This window comes from Lactobacillus sp. XV31L, from assembly GCF_059900865.1.
On the sequence record NZ_JBWXGC010000002.1, the window covers coordinates 95,917 to 114,483 of the forward strand.

The 18,567-nt window shown below is 44.8% G+C and carries 9 protein-coding genes, 1 tRNA gene and 5 pseudogenes; 6 read left to right on the forward strand and 9 right to left on the reverse strand.

The annotated features are described in order from the left end of the window. Positions 1 to 27: 27 nt before the first annotated feature. The gene (locus AC2JF7_RS02040; protein ID WP_500726579.1) at positions 28 to 1,815 is read right to left on the reverse strand and encodes a DUF2207 family protein; all 1,788 of its coding nucleotides are present in this window, start codon (positions 1,813 to 1,815) and stop codon (positions 28 to 30) included. A gap of 245 nt (positions 1,816 to 2,060) precedes the next feature. Between AC2JF7_RS02040 and AC2JF7_RS02045 the strand changes: the two genes are divergently transcribed. Then, positions 2,061 to 2,134 (forward strand) — tRNA-Arg (locus AC2JF7_RS02045). Positions 2,135 to 2,361: 227 nt separating this feature from the next. Here AC2JF7_RS02045 and AC2JF7_RS02050 read toward each other — a convergent pair. Further along, a complete protein-coding gene (locus AC2JF7_RS02050) occupies positions 2,362 to 2,664 on the reverse strand; it encodes a mucin-binding protein (RefSeq protein ID WP_500726581.1) in 303 nt (100 codons plus the stop codon). Positions 2,665 to 3,110: 446 nt separating this feature from the next. Between AC2JF7_RS02050 and AC2JF7_RS02055 the strand changes: the two genes are divergently transcribed. The 3 genes from AC2JF7_RS02055 to AC2JF7_RS02065 all read left to right on the forward strand — a co-directional run bounded on the left by AC2JF7_RS02055 (position 3,111) and on the right by AC2JF7_RS02065 (position 7,329). Beyond that, a complete protein-coding gene (locus AC2JF7_RS02055) occupies positions 3,111 to 4,148 on the forward strand; it encodes a PTS sugar transporter subunit IIC (protein WP_500726583.1) in 1,038 nt (345 codons plus the stop codon). 73 nt (positions 4,149 to 4,221) lie between these two features. Next, entirely contained in the window at positions 4,222 to 4,578 is a 357-nt protein-coding gene (locus tag AC2JF7_RS02060; RefSeq protein WP_500726585.1) for an arsenate reductase family protein, read from the forward strand. Between the two features lie 354 nt (positions 4,579 to 4,932). Next, a complete protein-coding gene (locus AC2JF7_RS02065) occupies positions 4,933 to 7,329 on the forward strand; it encodes a Xaa-Pro dipeptidyl-peptidase (RefSeq protein WP_500726587.1) in 2,397 nt (798 codons plus the stop codon). A gap of 52 nt (positions 7,330 to 7,381) precedes the next feature. Here AC2JF7_RS02065 and carB read toward each other — a convergent pair. The 6 genes and pseudogenes from carB to AC2JF7_RS02095 form a co-directional block, all read right to left on the reverse strand. Continuing rightward, positions 7,382 to 10,540, reverse strand: a pseudogene (gene carB / locus AC2JF7_RS02070) (carbamoyl-phosphate synthase large subunit). Beyond that, positions 10,533 to 11,611, reverse strand: a pseudogene (locus AC2JF7_RS02075) (carbamoyl phosphate synthase small subunit). Before AC2JF7_RS02075 ends, carB begins: the two co-directional pseudogenes overlap by 8 nt. Next, positions 11,612 to 12,880 carry a dihydroorotase gene (pyrC, locus tag AC2JF7_RS02080; RefSeq protein WP_500726761.1) on the reverse strand — a complete coding sequence of 423 codons (1,269 nt, stop codon included), beginning with the start codon at positions 12,878 to 12,880 and terminating at the stop codon, positions 11,612 to 11,614. A 9-nt stretch (positions 12,881 to 12,889) separates the two neighbouring features. After that, positions 12,890 to 13,838, reverse strand: a pseudogene (locus AC2JF7_RS02085) (aspartate carbamoyltransferase catalytic subunit); the annotation flags it as partial. 152 nt (positions 13,839 to 13,990) lie between these two features. Next, complete coding sequence (pyrR, locus tag AC2JF7_RS02090) at positions 13,991 to 14,533, reverse strand: bifunctional pyr operon transcriptional regulator/uracil phosphoribosyltransferase PyrR (RefSeq protein WP_500726589.1); 543 nt, start codon at positions 14,531 to 14,533, stop codon at positions 13,991 to 13,993. Positions 14,534 to 14,743: 210 nt separating this feature from the next. Further along, a complete protein-coding gene (locus tag AC2JF7_RS02095; protein ID WP_500726591.1) occupies positions 14,744 to 15,667 on the reverse strand; it encodes a dihydroorotate dehydrogenase in 924 nt (307 codons plus the stop codon). Positions 15,668 to 15,909: 242 nt separating this feature from the next. Here AC2JF7_RS02095 and pyrF point away from each other — a divergent pair. Continuing rightward, positions 15,910 to 16,616: pseudogene (gene pyrF / locus AC2JF7_RS02100) on the forward strand (orotidine-5'-phosphate decarboxylase). Further along, the gene (pyrE, locus tag AC2JF7_RS02105; RefSeq protein WP_500726593.1) at positions 16,616 to 17,257 is read left to right on the forward strand and encodes an orotate phosphoribosyltransferase; all 642 of its coding nucleotides are present in this window, start codon (positions 16,616 to 16,618) and stop codon (positions 17,255 to 17,257) included. The pseudogene pyrF and the gene pyrE overlap by 1 nt, the downstream one beginning before the upstream one ends. A gap of 129 nt (positions 17,258 to 17,386) precedes the next feature. On the opposite strand, the pseudogene AC2JF7_RS02110 reads toward pyrE, so the two are convergent. After that, positions 17,387 to 18,566 (reverse strand): annotated as a pseudogene (locus AC2JF7_RS02110) (MFS transporter). Between the last annotated feature and the right edge of the window lies 1 nt (position 18,567).

Below are 18,567 nucleotides of genomic sequence, written 5' to 3' on the forward strand. Positions count from 1 at the left end.
CACTTTAATACAATTTGGGCATACCCTTTAAAAAGCACCGCCACCAGAGCCGCCGCCAAAGCCGCCAGACGAACCACCCGAAAAGCCGCCCGAACCGCCGGAAATTGAGGACGAACCTGAAGAAATGCCCGCGGTAAAGCTACTGTTAAAGCTGCTGGCAAAACCATCTTGGTCGCTGCTGTAAAACGGTCCATAAAAGTTAAAACCGCCTTGGGCTAATTCCTCATCACTAAATTCAATCTTTAATTCCTTCAGGACTTTTTTGGCCAAGTTGAAGGCTACAGCATAGGGCATAATATCTTGCCAAAGGATTAGGTCTCCCACATCACGCATTTTAAAGCGGCCAATGTCGCCAAGCATCTTTTTAAATCCGCGCACCTTATTGGTTTCCTCAGCACCTTGACCGGTGTAGATTGAAATACGTTTGGTACTCAAAATAAACGCAGTAATTGCTAAAATGATGATTACCAGCTCGCTTAAAATGACGAATGCGCTATGTTGGTTAAAGATAACAACAGCAAAGCCAGCGGCCACAAGATTGACGACCATCAAGAAGATGATCAGCGTTTGATTGATTTTGCGCTTCTCTTCCGCCTTAGTCGATAATAAACTCTGGTCCTTAACTGCATCATAATGTTGGTCAACCCACTCATCAAAACTTTTACCCAGATTTCTGTGGTAGTAGTTCTTCAGTTGTTGGGTCGTGAACGACTGGCCATCGCCTACTTCATTGAACAATGTGTCCAGAACTTTTTCTTGGGCAGGCAGGGCAGTATCAAGCAAAGTAATACGGTAGTATGTCTTCCGCCTTTCTTTGTAGTCTTCGATCTTTACCTTTTTCTGGGCAGCTAGCTGCATTAGGTAAGCGGTGAAAGCGCGGCTATCTGGCTTAGTTCCCCTATCTAGCACTTGGGCTGACACTGGGTCAACATCAGGCAGTTCGTAATTATGCGCAAGTTGACTTTCCTTGGTAGGCTTAACTCCCTCTTTTTTAACCATGAAGCCCTTGAAAATAGCAAAAATGCCTGTTGCTGCACTTAAAACGAGCAGGACAATTTCAAAAAGCTGATTACGTTGACGCTTGCGGTTAGCTTCTTGGGCTAATATTGCCTCCTGCTTCAATACCGCTTGCCGGTGATTTTTATCGACCACGTTCTTATTTTTAGGAGTTACACTGAGCGGAAAAATCGTGTGAACTTCCAATCCCTTATCCCCGTCTAGGTCATCAACTGTCATTACAATCTTGCCCTTCTTGGGTAAAACTGCAATATGACCTGATAGCGGGCCATGGGCCCAAGCCTTTAGATCCTTAACGGGTCCTGGGAAGATAACACTGGCCTTGACATGGTCCAAGTCTGTATCCCAATTGTTGCCGATAATCATGAAATTTAGTTCAGCCACATCGCGGTAATTAGTAACTGCACGCGTAATCTGATAGCGGTATGTAACGGTCAACCGGTTGCCTGCTTCGACTTGATGGAAGACCTTAATGCGGTTCTTGCCATAATATAGTTCGTTCACAAAACTCTCGGTAGCTTTGTTTGAACCATTATTATCTCTAACCTCCACCTTGAGGCCCAAGATTTTCTGGCCCTCGTCCAAAGCCTGCGTATAATACACACCATGGGCACCGCTAACAAACTTGTAAGTGATCCGCCTCATCATGGTTAAGGAACCATCAGTATTGACCTCGGCTCTTGCCGTATTATTTTCAATATCGTAATCGACCTCATCAGCCTTAACCAGTTGACTGGTATTCACTAAGATGGTGAATAAGCCAAGAAACGACAGTAGTTTAAGTAATTTGTGTTTCATAATATTTCCTATCATCAATATAATACTTCCTTTTTATTATACAGATGATAATGTAAAAACGAACAAAAATTTTTGCCTTCCACAGCGTTAACTTTTTTCGTAAATCAAGAATATAGGTGCCATATTCAAGATAACCTTTGCAGACGAGTCACTAACCAATTCAACTCTAGCCAAATTTCTGGTTGCAATTAGCCTTAATCTTTTCTATAATAGTTAATGTTCTTGCGGAGAACGAGAATACATATGGTCTGGTAGCTCAGCTGGATAGAGCAACGGTCTTCTAAACCGTGGGTCGTGAGTTCAAATCTCACCCGGATCATTTTTAATAATTCTAACAAAAGCCTTGAGGAGCCTAAAACGGTGCTTGCGAGGCTTTTTTATTTAAAAATCATCGCCTGTATTCCCCAATACTTCTTAAATGCTTTGCATTAGTTGGCTGGCAGTGGTATTCTAATTAAGAATCTCATATGGTCATGGGATTCAAAAACTTTGAAAGTCGTCTTAGTCCTCAAACTAAGGCGGCTTTTTCTATATCCAAAAACTAAGTTAAAAGCCATCATAATTCAGTGAAATCATTAAATGATTATTCTTCAACTTTAACACTACTTTATATGTTGGATCTGTTGTTCCCACTGGCACATAAATCCTGCCACCTTTATCAAATGGCAGTGTGCTATTTTTCTTATCCAGTTCATATTCTGGATATGCTTGTTCAATAATCTGCTTCATTTGAGTCTGGTAGTCTATCTCAGCATTTGTCCCTGGCACTACGCCATCGACTGTATCTGTTTCTAGCAGACTGTCGTTGTTACTGCCATCACGGTAATTGATGGTGGCTTTTACTGGCATAGTTGAATAGGGTGCTTTTTACCCCCCCCCCGTGTTGTTTTTAGCTAATTTAGTTTTAGGTCTGATCCTTGCAACATCATATTTTTGAGACTGAACAGCTCTACCAACTTGGCTACTAGTCATTTTTTAGCCTTAACCATATTACAATCAGAGATTATAAGTAGCCCTAACGTAGCCGCTGTGACTTTCTAGCTATTTTGAACTCAATTTTTCTACTATTCATCTTTACCTACCTTTTCTATAAATATAACTTATCGCACAAAATGGCATAAGTATCTTAGCTTTAAGATTAAAAAAGAAAACGAAAACTGTCTTTTCCATTCGAATTTGTCGTTATTTCATCACTATATTAATTGCATACTTATCTTGCCTTCTAGGTTGTCCTTCTGTATGATATGAAATAACTAATTATCATGACCAAAAGTCTATTTTATATAGGAGAAACAATGAAAATATTCAAGCAAATCGTTCTCGACACGCTAAATGGCTTGTCAACAGGGATTATCGTAGCCTTGATCCCAGGAGCTTTAGTTAATCAACTAGTTAAAGCCCTCTTGCCCACTTGGCCAAGCTTGAGCTTCATTCTGGTCCTTACGACCTTTGCTGCTGCCCTCTTGCCAGCAATTAGTGCTGTTTGCGTGGGGATGACCGCCAAGTTATCCCCGATTCAAACATCATCGCTGGCCTTGGCTGCTACAGCTGGAGCTGGAAACTTCAATATGGTTAATGTGAAAGTCATAGTCACCGGGAGCGGTGATGTCATCAATATCGCTATTACGATTATGATTGCTTACGGACTGGTGCTAATTCTAGGCAAAAAGCTCAAAGCATATACAATTTTATTAGTACCACTGCTAGTTTTGCTGGTTGCAGGCGGTATTGGGTGCCTAACCCGTATCCCTGTTGGTCGCTTAACGACTCTAATTGGTGTCGGCATTAACCACTTAACGAACTTGCAGCCAGTTATAATGGGATTGTTGATTGGCATCGTTTTTGCTCTCTTGATTGTATCCCCGATTTCATCAGTTGGAATTGCTACTGCCATTAGCATCTCTGGCATTGCCGCGGGCTCGGCTAACTTGGGTATCACTGCAGCCGCATTTGCTCTTGCAATCTTTGGCTGGACTTCCAACTCGCTTGGCACTTCGATAGCACACTTTTTGGGTTCACCAAAAATGCAGATGGCCAACATAATAACCAAACCCAAATTATTATTGCCAATTGTACTGAATGCTGGAATCCTGGGTGCGTTAGGGGCAGTCTTCCAGATTAAGGGCACCCCGATGAGTGCTGGCTTTGGCTTTTCTGGACTGATTGGTCCACTGGCGGCAATGAATGACAGGTCAGCTAGCTTAGGCAATATTATTCTAATCATAAGCCTCTTCTTAATCATTCCTATTGTCTTAGGTCTATTAACCAATTACCTTTTTGAACGTAAGTTGCACTACTTCTCTAGCAAGGACTTTGAGCTTGACTTCAAGTAAAGCTATATTTGTCGGATTTTGCTTCTTGCTTGTTATAATTAAGTCATCGCAAGCAAGATAGAAAGGCAGAAAAATGATTAAATTTTATGGTTACAAGCGTTGTTCAACTTCTCGCAGTGCGCAGAAGTGGCTGACTGAACATCATGTTGAAGTTGACTTCCAAGATTTGGTAGAAGAGCCGCCCAGAAAAGCCGACTTGGTCAAGTGGATGACTGCACACCAAGATCGCGGACTTAAATACTTCTTTAACACGCATGGGCAAGACTACCACCAGCTACACTTAAAAGATAAGGTAGACCGCATGACGATTGATGAAGCAGCTAACTTAATGTCTCAAAACGGCAAACTAATTAAACGGCCACTAGTGGTTGATGGCGCTAAGCTAGCCTGTGGCTTTAGCGAAGCGACTTACGAGAAGATCTGGCTTTAACTATTAAACTCCTGGCAACTGTAAGGGAATTTTTTAAAAAAACAAAAAAGAACTAACTTCACTTTGGAAGCTAGTTCTTTTAATTAGTGATATAAATTTAAATTACCCTTTGAAAACCAATTGCCATCTGCAAATGTCATCTTTACCTTGGCAAAACGAATTTCACTCGGATTAATCTTAAATAAATTGAAAATACATACTGAGTTTACCATAATATTGAAAAACTGAGAGGCTGAAAAATGTTCTATTCTTCTTGTGTCTCGGATTTAAGCAATGCGTTTTGCTTATATTTAGCTGCTGCTTTCATAACGCAACTAGAACAGGTACAATAAGTAATTAAAAAAGGAGAAAAAGATGAAATATAACCAATATGCATACGTTAAAACGCCTTTAGCAAAGCAAATTAGCGAATTGCTGACTATTAAGTTCCTGCCAGCAGACTACCAAAAGCTTGCTTTTGACGATCTCTTAGCTATACTAGTCGAAAACACGCTTGCTGAGGTCAATGCAGAAGACAAACAAGCTCGCACAAGCAAACTATGTGAATTTGCTGTTTCTGGTGATGAAACGCTAGCTCAATTTATATCCGATAGCCCCCAAAGGATGTCTCTAAGCCAGTTTTATAACATAGCCTTGCAGCTACTTGGTTATCATGTCCATTATGACTATGACCTTGATGACCCAATCAAATTCTTAAAAAAGCAGGCTCTTCCATATGTTGCAAGTATCAGCAACACAGACGAATTAATTGCAGCCTTTTACCGCTTGTTAAACACGCGGGCGAAGAATGGCCAGCTTTTGATCGATGTGATGGCTGGCAAGGGCTACTTTTTCAGTCGCAAAGACGAATTCCCAGCAGACAAATTTGTTTTGTTTAACGGCAAAAGCTTGCCTGTCTTTGACACCCGCAATGTCGTGCGTGAAGTCGTTTACGTCGAAAGCGATCTAGATACTGATGGTGATGGTCAAGCCGATCTGCTGCAAACCACTATTTTTCGCCCAATTGAAAGCAAGCAGATGCCTGTCCCAGCACTTTACACGGCTAGTCCCTATTTTGGTGGAATTATTGATAATGAAAAGTACAATCATAACGTTGACGAAAATCTGACCGATGCCACCAACTGGACCAATCCGCAATACGCAGCATCAGCCCATGTGCCTGCACAAAAACCCACTGCTGACCAAACATATGAGCCAAGTGAACAAGCTGTCGGCAAGTCATCTTATGGGCTAAACGAGTACATGCTTGCACGCGGCTTTGCCAGTGTCTTTGCTGGTGCAATTGGAACGCGTGGTAGCGATGGTCTCCGGATTACTGGTGCTCCTGAAGAAACTGAAAGTGCTAAGGCTATCATTGAATGGCTACATGGTGATCGCATTGCCTATACCGACCGCACGCGCCAGCATGAAACCAAAGCCAGCTGGTGCAATGGCAACATTGGGATGACGGGGCGCTCATACTTAGGCACCTTGCAAATTGCTGTTGCCACAACAGGGGTGAAAGGCCTGAAAACCGTTGTGTCAGAAGCTGCAATTTCTTCTTGGTATGACTACTACCGTGAACACGGCCTAGTTGTGGCTCCAGAAGATTGTCAAGGCGAAGACTTGGACCTGCTAGCTGAAACCTGCCAATCAAACTTGTGGGATGCCGGTGACTACCTTAAAATCAAGTCCAAGTACGATGTTATGCAAAAAGACCTTTTGGAAAAAGCCGATAGGGCCACTGGACAATATTCAGACTCCTGGGAAGCGCGCAACTACCGCCACCAAAGCGATGGCATCAAGTGTTCCTGGATCAGCGTTCACGGCTTAAATGACTGGAACGTCAAACCCAAGAACGTTTATAAAATTTGGCAAAAAGTCAAGGCTTTGCCAGTTGACCACCACCTCTTCCTCCATCAAGGCCCGCACTATAATATGAATAACCTGGTTTCCATCGACTTCACCGACCTCATGAACCTGTGGTTTGTTCATGAACTATTGGAAGTCGACAACCTTGCCGACCAACAGTGGCCAACTGTGATGGTTCAAGACAATTTGCAGGTCGATTGCTGGCACGCAGAAGAAGACTGGAGTGATAGCCTAGGCCGCACCACCGTTTACTACCCCACCGATGATGGTGAACTGCAAAAAGATGGCAATGGCAAGAGCAAGCTATCCTTCACTGATCAGGGGGGCTTAGAATTCAAGGAAGCCCACATTAGTGAAACCGAATGGCAGTACAAGTTTATTTGCGGTGATGAGCACTGGGCCAAATCCAGTTTGCGCTTTACCAGCGATGAATTTATTCATCCTGTAACCCTTGTTGGTCGACCTGAAGTCAAGCTACGGGTTGCATCGACTTTGAACAAGGGGCAGCTTTCTGTTGCTTTAGTAGAACTAGGGGACCGCAGGCGCCTAACTCCTACTCCAAAGTTTCTTATGCGCGGCGGCCAAGAATTGGGCTTTCGCTTTGGCACAGATACCTTGCAAGAATTTATGCCGGATCAATTAACCCATGCCAAGCTAATCACCAAGGCCCACATGAACTTGCAAAATTACGCAGATATGAAAAAACCAGCCCAGGTTATCCCAGGTGAATTTTATGATCTATGCTTTAAGCTTCAACCAACCTACTACCAGCTCCCTGCTGGTAGCAAGCTTTGCCTAATTATCTATTCAACCGACCAGGGCATGACCAAGCGGCCAATTGAAAAAGTTGGTTATACCATTGATCTGGCAGGCACTGAAATCAAATTTAGTCAAAAATAGTAGTTACAACACCAAAAACGGATGTCGCTAAAAGAGTGACATCCGTTTTTGCTTAGTTTAAGTTTGCGGTCAAGAAAGAACGGTTTTCAAGTGCTACAAGCAAGACTCGTGCTGTATCTAGACTTGTTAGCAGCGGAATATTTTGTTGGATAGCAGCCTGTCTAATAATAAAGCCAGCCGAGTTTTGAGCCAAGTCGTGACCCATTGTGTTGATGACTAAATCGATTTGACCGTCTTTGAAGGCACTTAGAATATTGTCCTCACTTCCTGCGGCAATTTTATTCACTTCAGCAACTTGCAGGCCGTTTTGCCTCAAAAAGGCAGCTGTTCCCTTGGTGGCCAGAATGCGGTAGACAATCTGCGCAAAGCGCAAAGCTATTGGCAGGATGGTTTCCTTGTCTTTGTCTTCAATCGTCAACAAAACATTTCCACTAGCTGGGATCTGCATATTAGCACCAGCAAAAGCCTTGTAAAGGGCCTTAGAGTATGTCAAGTCACTACCCATTGCTTCACCCGTCGACTTCATCTCCGGTCCAAGATAACTATCCACATCAGCTAGTTTACTGAAAGAAAAGACTGGTGCCTTTACGCTGACCAAATCTGGTTCTGGCGCAAGTCCTCCTTCAAATCCTTGTTCTTTCAAGCTCTGCCCCATAATGACGCGGGTGGCCACTTGCGTCATTTCAATTCCGGTAACCTTGCTCAAAAAGGGAACAGTCCGACTAGCACGGGGATTGACTTCAATTATAAAAATTTCACCGGCTCGTTCAATTAGCTGCAAGTTCATGATGCCGCGGCAATTAAGCTTTAATGCCAGTTTACTAGTGATTGCGGCAATCTTTTGCTTGATTTGGGGTGTGAATGTTTGGGCTGGATATACTGCCATCGAATCGCCTGAATGAACGCCGGCATGTTCAATGTGCTCCATGATACCTGGGATCAGCACGTCTTGACCATCACAGATAGCATCAACATCACACTCCCGACCATCCAGGTAGTCATCCACCAGAATTGGATGGCTGTTAGCAAGATCAACATGGTCCTGTAAGTAGTCCTCCAATTCCTCAGGCGTATACACAATTTCCATAGCCTTGCCACCCAGTACGTAACTTGGCCTGACTAGCACGGGGTAGCCCAAGTTACGTGCCGCTTTTACAACGCCCTCATGTGTAGTCGCGGTCAATCCGCGAGGCTGCTTTAAGTTTAGCTCCTTAACTACTTGATCAAACAATTCACGATCTTCTGCTCGATCCAAGTCTTCCACGCTGGTGCCCAAAATTTTGATACCATTTTGCCTGAGTCCAGCAGCCAAGTTAATTGCTGTCTGACCCCCGAATTGAATAATGACTCCTTCTGGTTTTTCTAGTTCACACACATTCAAAACATCTTCTAGAGTAAGAGGTTCAAAGTACAATTTGTCTGATATTGAAAAATCAGTTGAGACCGTCTCCGGATTAGAGTTGATAACAATTGCTTCATAGCCCATTTTTTGTAAGGCCTTGACGCAGTGGACAGTTGCGTAGTCAAATTCCACCCCTTGACCAATTCTAATTGGACCTGAGCCAATAACTAGTACAGCCCTTTTGCTGGTGGGCTTGCTCTCGTTTTCAGCGTCATAAGTAGAATAAAAGTAAGGCGTTTGGGAAATAAACTCTCCTGCACATGTATCCACCATTTTATAAGCAGGGACTATGCCATTTTGCAAGCGCATGCGGCGCACCTCTGCTTCGTCTTCATGCCAAAGATGGCCAATGGTTTGATCGCTGAAGCCGTATTTTTTGGCAGTTTTTAAGCCGGCTAGTTCATGCTTGTGCTCAATTAGGGTCTTTTCCATCTCCACAATATGCTTGACTATATCCAGAAAGTAATAGTTGATTTTAGTCAATTCATGGACGTACCTCATTGAATACCCCCGCCAAAAGGCCTCAGCTAGGTAAAAGAGGCGGTCATCACGGGCCTTGACCAACCGATCTTCCAAGTCATCATCACTGGCCTGGTGGGCCTTGCTGGAGTAAAAGTCCTTTTGATCAATTTCTAAAGACCGCACCGCCTTTTGAAAGGCTTCTTCAGCGGTGCGACCAATTGCCATTACTTCGCCCGTAGCCTTCATCTGTGGCCCCAATAGGCGGGGTTACTTGTCAAAGGGCCAGCGGGGAATCTTGCACACCACATAGTCCAAAGCAGGTTCAAACTCAGCCCAGGTAGTACCAGTTACCGGATTTTTGATTTCATCTAAAGTCAAGCCCACTGCAATTTTAGCCGCCATCTTGGCAATGGGGTAACCCGTGGCCTTAGACGCCAATGCCGAGGAACGAGAAACACGGGGGTTTACCTCAATTACGTAGTAGTCAAAGCTAGTAGGATCAAGTGCTAATTGGACATTGCACCCACCCTCAATCTTGAGTGCACGGATGAGGTGGAGCATTTGGTATTCTTTGTCTGCCAATGTTTGCGAAGGAGAAAAGACGATAGAGTCACCAGTGTGGATCCCAACTGAGTCAAAGTTTTCCATGCAGCAAACAATCATAGCGTTGTCTGCATGATCCCGCATGACTTCAAACTCAACTTCCTTGTAACCTGCTATTGACCGCTCAATCAAGCATTCAGTTACCGGCGACAATTCTAGTCCGTTTTTAGCAATTGCAGCCAGCTCACTGCGGTTGGTGCAAATGCCGCCATCAGTCCCACCCATGGTAAAGGCTGGACGGACAATAATGGGATAGCCAATCTGATCGCCAAAGTCTAGGGCTTCTTGCACCGTCTTTACACTAGTGGATAAAGGTACCGGCTCACCAAGAGCTTGACAAAGCTGCTTAAACTGGTCCCGATCTTCGGCCTGCTCAATTGAAGTCAACTTGGTTCCTAAAAGTTCAATATGGAGTTCGTCTAAAATTCCGCTTTTAGCCAGGGCTAGTGCCATATTCAGCCCCACTTGCCCGCCCAGCGTAGGCAAAAGCGCATCAGGGTACTCCTTGCGAATAATGCGCGAGAGCGCTTCAACGGCCAAGGGCTCGAGGTAGACCTTATCAGCAATGCTGGTGTCCGTCATAATGGTTGCAGGATTGGAGTTTACCAGTACCACTTCATAGCCTTCTTCACGCAAAGCCAAGCAGGCTTGGGTGCCCGAGTAGTCAAATTCAGCCACCTGGCCAATGATTATTGGACCAGACCCGATTACCATGATTTTTTTAATATCTGTTCTTTTAGGCATGGAACTCCTCCTTTTTCTGATCAATCATTTGCATAAAGTAGTCAAAAATCCCCTCTTCATCATGGGGACCAGGCGTACTGTCAGGGTGGAACTGTACTGAGAAGGCTGGATACTTGCGGTGCCTTAAGCCTTCAACCGTTCCATCGTTGACCTCTACGTGAGTAACTTGCAGATTATCGGGATCAATTGACGAGCGTACCACTGCATAACCATGGTTTTGTGAGGTAAAGCCAATATTGCCTGTGGCAATTTCACGTACAGGGTGGTTGAACCCGCGGTGACCGAACTTCATCTTGGTCGTTTTAGCACCATTGGCCAAGGCGAAGACTTGATGGCCCAGATTCCCATCAGCGGCACGTGTTGTTCTACTTGGCGTACCATTTGCGCGGCCGCCTTCATTTCTAGTGGATCCCCAGGACCGTTTGAAAGTAGAACGCCATCTGGATGAAGGGCAAGAATCTTTTCTGCAGAGCTTGAATAAGGTAAAACAATGCAATTGCATCCACGCTGACTCAATTCACGCAAGATACTGTTCTTAATGCCAAAGTCAACCACAACTACGTTACGCTGGGATCCAGGAACTGGATAAGCCCGGGTGGTAGATACTTGCTCAACAATTTCACGAGTAACTCTAGCGGCTCGCAGCTCTTGCACTATTCTTGCACTATCCTTTACAGAGTCACATATCCGCCCACGCATAGTTCCATGGATTCGTAATTTTTTGACTAAAGCCCGGGTGTCAATACCTTGCAAGCCAGGAATGTCGAGCCCTTCCAAGAATGCAGGCAGTGTCTCTTGCATCCGCCAGTTGTCTGCTTGGCGGGCAACCTGGTGGCAGATTACGCCTTGAATGCCTGGTTCAAGCGATTCATAGTCTGCTAGCGTGATGCCATAGTTGCCAATTAGCGGGTTGGTAAAAACCAAAATCTGCCCGGCATACGACTGGTCCGTAATGGCTTCCTGGTAACCGGTCATCCCTGTGGTGAAAACCACCTCGCCCGTGCTTGCCCGACTACTACCAAAACCTTCACCTTCATATACGCTGCCATCTTCTAAAATTAAGTATCTCATTTAGTTCACCTGCTCTTGGTATACTACTTGTCCATCAACCATGGTTAAAACTGTTCGACCATATACTTCATCACCACTAAAAGGAGTATTTTCTCCCTTTGAATAGTAACCTTTTGCATCTAGCTCAAAGTGCTGGTTTAAGTCAAAAAGGGCTAAATCAGCTGGCTTACCCAGTTCGATGCGACCTGCCTCTGGCAATCCAAAAGCTCGAGCTGGCTTTTGGGTCATCCATTCTAGCAGCTGTTCTAAGGTAAAAACGCCAGTCTTAACAAAGTGGGTGTATAGTTCACAAAAGGCTGTTTCACTGCCGGTAATGCCAAAGGCTGCATGGGCAAAGCCGCCCGCCTTATCAGCAGTAGTATGGGGCGCATGGTCTGTGGCAATCATATCGATGGTGCCATCTTTTAAGCCATCTATTAGAGCTGCTTGATCTGCTTTTGTGCGCAGCGGCGGATTCATCTTGAAGTTATCATTGTTTTTATTGATATTGTCTTCGTTTAATAAGAGGTGGTGGGGCGTGACTTCACAGGTAACATTGATCCCCCGCCTTTTAGCCAACCTGATGAGTTCTACGCTGGTTCTGGTAGAAACATGACAAACATGGTAATGGCAGCCAGTTGCTTGAGCAAGCAGGAGGTCACGCGCAATTTGCGTTGTTTCGGCCAATTCACTGATGGGACCAAGTTCACCAGCTTTAGGGCCTGCATTAATGACGCCGTTATCAAACAGAGCATCATCTTGGGCATGTGCAGCCACCACCAAGCTATTTTCTTTAGCCCTTTGCATTACCAAATACATTGTTTGGGCATCTTGAACGCCATGGCCATCATTGCTCAAGGCAAATGCTCCCGCATTTTTTAATGCCTGGTAGTCAGGAATCTGACTTCCAATTTCGTTCACGGTTAAGGGACCATACTGAAGAATATGCACACAACCGCGGCGCCGGTTATTGTCAACCATCTGGCGCATTAATTCAGCCGCATTGGGCACTGGCGTAACATTGGGCATGGCGCATACAGTAGTAAAGCCACCCCGGGGCGCAGCCCTAGATCCAGTAATAACAGTCTCTTTGTCTGTTTGACCCGGATCGCGGTAATGCACATGCAAGTCAACTAGACCAGGACTGACCAGCAGCCCACTGGCATCAATTATCTGGTTTGCTTCAAGATTGCTTCCAATCGCAGAAATAAGTCCATGCTCCACTTCTAGATCTGCCTGCACTAGTTCCCTGCCCAAGTAAAGAGTGCCATTCTTAATTACGGTTGCCATTATGCCAGACCCCCCTAACTTGCGTCCGCGTATTACTGCTTCCAGCATTGCCATCCGCATGAACACGCCGTTTTCCATCTGGCGCACAAACATGCACTTTGGTGCTTCAACCAAGCTGTCTGCCAATTCAACCCCGCGGTTAATAGGACCCGGATGCATGATAATTGCATTCTCCTTCATTGCCTGATAACGACGTTCATTCAGTCCATATTGCTGATGGTAATCTGCAGCGACAAACTTGCTTTCGTTGGGGTCGCCACTATGGCGTTCATGCTGCACCCGCAAAAGCATGATGACATCCATCTGATCGATCAAGTCATCTAGTTCGCAATATTTGCCAAACTGGTCAAACTGGTGGTTATACCAGTATTGCGGGCCAGAAAAATAGACTTGGGCACCAAGCCGATTCAATAACTCCATATTGCTGCCAGCCACACGCGAATTGGTAATATCACCTACAATTGCTACTTTAAGATCTTTAAAAACTACCGAATTGCTCGTGGATGGTCATCATGTCAAGCAGCGACTGGGAGGGATGTTGACCACTGCCATCGCCTGCATTAATCAAGCCAATATCAAGTTTTTGTCCTTCATGAAGATGAATTAAGTCTTGGTAATATTCATTTTGAGAATGACGAATTACTTCTAAATCAATTCCAAGAGCTGACATGACTAGTGAGGTGTCATACAAGGTCTCGCCTTTTTTGACTGAGCTGCGTGCTGGATCAAAGGGAATTACAGTCAGCCCCAGCTTTCTTTCTGCTAGTTCAAAGCTTGTATGAGTGCGGCTAGAATTTTCAAAAAACATGTTGGTTACATATACAGGATGGGTTAACTGCGCTCCTGCTCCCCCATGCTTAAAGTATTCTGCACGCTCAATCAATGCAGCAACTTCTTTTGTACTCAAGCCACTAGTAGTAACTAAAAATGGCAGGTTGACAAGCCTTGTATTTTTCATTTTTGAACTTCTTCCTAAAAAAATAAGCCCGAAGCTTTCACTAGCTTCAGACTTATCAAAAGGGATTTTGGCCGGCTAAAAAGCATGGCCCACAAACTTAAACCCTTTTGACCCTCTCTGGAGCCAATTAAACGGTTAATCTAAATCACTTGTTATTGTGGCAGTGGCATTAATTCCACATTATCTTCTTGGTCAACTTCCTTGACGTGAACAGCAACTTGCTCACGTGCAGAAGTGGGGATGTTCTTACCCACAAAATCTGCACGAATCGGTAGCTCGCGGTGGCCACGATCAACTAAAACTGCCACTGCAATTGTTTTGGGCCGGCCTGCATCCATCAGGGCATCCATTGCAGCTCGAACAGTCCGGCCAGTAAAAAGAACATCATCGATCAAGACGACGTGCTTATCTTCGATATCAACGCCAATCTCACTAGAATTGACTACTGGATCTTGCTTGCGTGCTGCATCATGCAGGTCATCGCGGTAGAGGGTGATATCCAGCTGGCCCTGGGGCACATCCACACCTTCCAATTTTTGAATCCGCTCATGGATCCGTTGAGCTAGATAAATTCCACGCGTCTTGATTCCAACTAGAACCAGGTCCTCCGTTCCCTTGTTGCGTTCAATGATTTCATAAGTAATCCGGGTCAGCGCCCGTTTCATTGCCAATTCATTCCAAATTTCTTTTGCCATTTTTCTCCTCCAATGCCGCGTCCGTGAAAAAACGCACCCAATCTGTGTAGACTAGGTGCGTTCCTAAAGAATTCAAACTTTATTGAGCTTTCCTTGCTAGTCTCACGGGACTAATTTTAAGGACATTTAATTTAACTTAATATACAAGTTGCCTAGCAACTTGTCAACTATGAATTTATTGTCGACCATGCTAAATTCTAGTAGTGCTAATCAGTTCAATTCAACTGCTCCAACTAATTCCTTGATATCTTGGACCCCAAGCTGGTCTAGCAAACTGGGCAATTTTTCAATGATGTGCAGGCAGGCTAGTGGGTCTTGGAAGTGGGCACTCCCCACTGCTACTGCGCTGGCGCCGGCCAACATAAAGGCGACCACGTCTTCTGCACTAGAAACCCCGCCCATACCAATGATAGGTAGGTGACTAGTCAGGTGAACTTGGAAAATCTGATATAAGGCAATCGACTTTACAGCATTGCCAGAAAGACCACCAAAATTATTGCCCAAAAGCGGCCGTCGTCTTTTAATGTCCACCTGCATTCCTGTTACTGTATTGATCATTGACAAGCCATCAGCACCACCACTTTCAGCTGCCTTGGCAATCTCTACCATGCTGGTCACATTTGGGGTCAATTTGACGTAGACCGGCACATTTACAGCAGTCTTAACTGCCGCTGTTATTTTTTCCACGGCTGCTGGATGGATGCCAAAAGTCATTCCGCCTTGAGACACATTGGGACAAGACAGGTTGATTTCTAGCGCATTAAGTAAGTTAGACGCGGTTAGCTTTTGCGCTACCACAACATAATCTTCTATACTTGCCCCTCCCACGCTGGCAATTAGAGGCAGGTGGGGAAATTGCGCGTGCAAGGTGGGCACTTTTTGGTCTGCCACTGCTTGGACCCCAGGATTGGTTAATCCCACCGCATTTAAGCTGCCGTCTGCAAGAAGCGCAATTTGTGGTTGTGGGTTACCCGTTCGGGCTTGAGGCGTCGTCGTTTTTAATACCATTGCACCCAACTTGTTCAGATCAAATTGCTTGGCAGCTGCTCCGTCGCCAAAGCCAAAGGTGCCGCTAGCTGGCATCACCGGATTTTTCAAATTTAGACCGGGTAATTGGACACTAATTGTTGCCATTTTCTCCTCCAAAATGTATGCTCACTGTCATTACAATTATTTTTGGTCTACATTTTACACTTTTTAATAGTTTTTAACAGCAAAAGTTTGCTTGAATTTAATCATCGAAGGTGGTAAGCTCATTAGCAGTTAACTTTAACCGGTACAGAGAGACCGCAAGTTCAATTTGACTTAAATAGCATAAAAGTCTATTTTGATGCACTCTGTACCAGAATAGGCTTTTTTTCATACGGAGGTTTTAAATGGAAAAAGTGGTTTTTGTTGCTTTGGACTTTAATAATGAGCAAGAGGCCCGGCACTTTCTTACCAAACTAGGCAAGCCCAACCAAACCTACCTAAAAATCGGTTTGGAACTCTTTTGCCATTCTGGCCCCGACTTCGTCCAAAAGTTGGCCAATCAAGGCTATCACATCTTCTTAGACCTAAAGCTGCACGACATTCCCAATACTGTTTATCATGCTGCCAAGCAACTGGGCCGGATGAAAATTTTTTGTACAACAGTCCATGCCTTGGGCGGAAGCGCAATGATTGCAGCCGCAAAACAGGGCCTGGTTGATGGCACTCCTGACGGAAAACTTGTTCCTCAACTTCTAGCCGTCACAGAGCTCACTTCGATTTCGAGCGTAGTTTTGGCTAGTGAACAAAACTGCATGCTCCCTATGGATGAACAAGTAACTAGCTTGGCTCAGACTGCCAAGCAAGCAGGAGCTGATGGGGTGATCTGTTCGCCTTTGGAAGTAGCCAACCTTAGAAAAAAATAGGAACAGACTTTTTGTATGTAACTCCGGGTATTAGGCCGGCAACCAGCAAGGTCGATGACCAAGAGCGAGTTGCTACGCCCCAGCAAGCACGTGAATTTGGAGCGAGTGCCCTGGTTGTCGGTCGCCCCATCACCCAGGCCGCAAACCCGCAAATCACTTACCAAGCTATCACAAAGGAGTTCAAGTAATGTACCAAGAAGAAATTATTGCCAGCCTGATCAAACATAAAATCATCACCATTTCTCCAGCCAAGCCCTTTACCTTCGCCAGCGGCATGCTTTCACCAGTCTATACTGACCTGCGCCTTACTGTATCATATCCTGAGTTACGCGATTTGCTTGCCCGTGACCTCGCTAACCTCATAGAGGCTAGCTTTCCTGATGTTACCCTTATTGGTGGGGTTGCTACAGCCGGCATTCCCCATGCCGCTTGGGTGGCAGCCAAACTAGAATTGCCCTTGATTTATGTGCGGCCCAAGCCCAAGGACCACGGCAAGGGCAAGCAAATTGAAGGCCGCTTTACTAAGCATGACCGCATTGTCTTGATTGATGATATCGTCACCACTGGGAGTTCTGTACTAGACGCTGCTCAAGTCACGCAAAAAGAAGGCGGGAACGTAATCGGGGTTAGCTCCATTTTTACTTATTATTTTGATGAGACTGAAAAGAATTTTGCCCAAGCTGGCATTAGCTTCAAGCCTTTGCTCACCTATCCTGACTTGGTCCAAAAAGAAAAAGAACTGGACTACGTCACTGCGGCCCAGTATAATATCCTAAAAACTTGGCACCATGACCCGTGGAAATGGGGCGAGCAATTCCAAGCAGAATAGTCACTGATAACAAAAAAGCAGCTAATTCACGCAAGATGACTAGGTCGAATATTATTCATCTAACTAGCCCACGCGTGGAAGCTGTTTTTTATTTTAATTAAAATAGTTCATGTAAGAGCACTGAACTCACTAGTGACGTTTTATTGCCCCGTTCAAGCGCTGATGGTAGAGCCCATATACCAGAAGCAGCAAGGGAAGCAGGGTTAATTGCACCAGATAAAAATATTTAACTGGCAACAAGTCGTTCACAAAGCCCATAATAATTGGACCAAGGGCCATGCCGATGTCCAGTCCTAGATAAAAGGTACTAGAAGCTAGTCCTTGTTCACTGATTGGTGCCAGAAGCATGGCTGTCGATTGCAAGACAGAATAGATAATTCCATAGCCCACTGCCATGAAGCAGGCTGCTAGTGCCATCATCCAATTATTTTTCATTGTAGCCAGTAAAATAAGATAAATCGCCGTTGCTGCTAAACTAACCCAAAACCAGATACCAAAGCGAACTGTATCAAACAAGTTCTTAAGTCCTATTCTGATAACCAGCAAAGCTAGTGCATAAATCAAAAAGTAAGAACTGACAGCCACGCTTAAATGACGCTCTTCAGCGAAAGACACCAGGTCTGCTTGAGTGGCAAAGTAAGGAAAGGCAAACAACATTGTGAGCAAGGCAACTGGTAAAACATTAACTTGAATTATTTTGAACTTGCCTGGCCCTCTTGAATTTTGGGGCCGACTTTGGGGCTTAGCCCGGTTCCCAACAAATTGGATCGTAACAATCATCAAAAAAGAGGAAATGACAGCCGCAATAATTGCTAGACGGTAGTCAGTTTTTTGGTAAAGATTGATTGCTAAGGCTGGTGCTATTGCCATTGCTAGTGCGTTCATCAAACCATAAAAGCCCATGGCCTGTCCCACATGGGCTCGGGGTACCAAAAAAGCTAGCCAGGTAGTCATGCAAACTGTGGCCAATACATACCCTGCTCCGTTAATCAAACGAAAAAGCAGGAGCCACCCGCTGGCCGGTGCCAGCGTATAGCCAATAACTCCAATTAGGATAAGGATGCCACCAATCAATGACAAGCGGTACTTGGAGAATTGATCAGTCAAGTTGCCTGCAAGGGGCCGCAAAAACATGGCGGCAATACTCATAATACCAACAATTATGCCAGCAAACTCGCTGCTGGCCCCTAGATACTTGGCATAACTGTTAAATCAACGGATTTACAAACATGGTAGAGAACATGAAGAAAAATGATGCTGCCATGACTAACTTTACGTCTTTGGTATAAATTGACTTTTTTGTTGCCATT

Excerpts from the sequence above, each read along its gene's own strand:
- AC2JF7_RS02040 (WP_500726579.1), bottom strand. The coding sequence starts at position 1,815 with ATGAAACACAAATTACTTAAACTACTGTCGTTTCTTGGCTTATTCACC.
- AC2JF7_RS02050 (WP_500726581.1), bottom strand. The coding sequence starts at position 2,664 with ATGCCAGTAAAAGCCACCATCAATTACCGTGATGGCAGTAACAACGAC.
- AC2JF7_RS02055 (WP_500726583.1), top strand. The coding sequence starts at position 3,111 with ATGAAAATATTCAAGCAAATCGTTCTCGACACGCTAAATGGCTTGTCA.
- AC2JF7_RS02060 (WP_500726585.1), top strand. The coding sequence starts at position 4,222 with ATGATTAAATTTTATGGTTACAAGCGTTGTTCAACTTCTCGCAGTGCG.
- AC2JF7_RS02065 (WP_500726587.1), top strand. The coding sequence starts at position 4,933 with ATGAAATATAACCAATATGCATACGTTAAAACGCCTTTAGCAAAGCAA.
- pyrC (WP_500726761.1), bottom strand. The coding sequence starts at position 12,880 with ATGGCAACCGTAATTAAGAATGGCACTCTTTACTTGGGCAGGGAACTA.
- pyrR (WP_500726589.1), bottom strand. The coding sequence starts at position 14,533 with ATGGCAAAAGAAATTTGGAATGAATTGGCAATGAAACGGGCGCTGACC.
- AC2JF7_RS02095 (WP_500726591.1), bottom strand. The coding sequence starts at position 15,667 with ATGGCAACAATTAGTGTCCAATTACCCGGTCTAAATTTGAAAAATCCG.
- pyrE (WP_500726593.1), top strand. The coding sequence starts at position 16,616 with ATGTACCAAGAAGAAATTATTGCCAGCCTGATCAAACATAAAATCATC.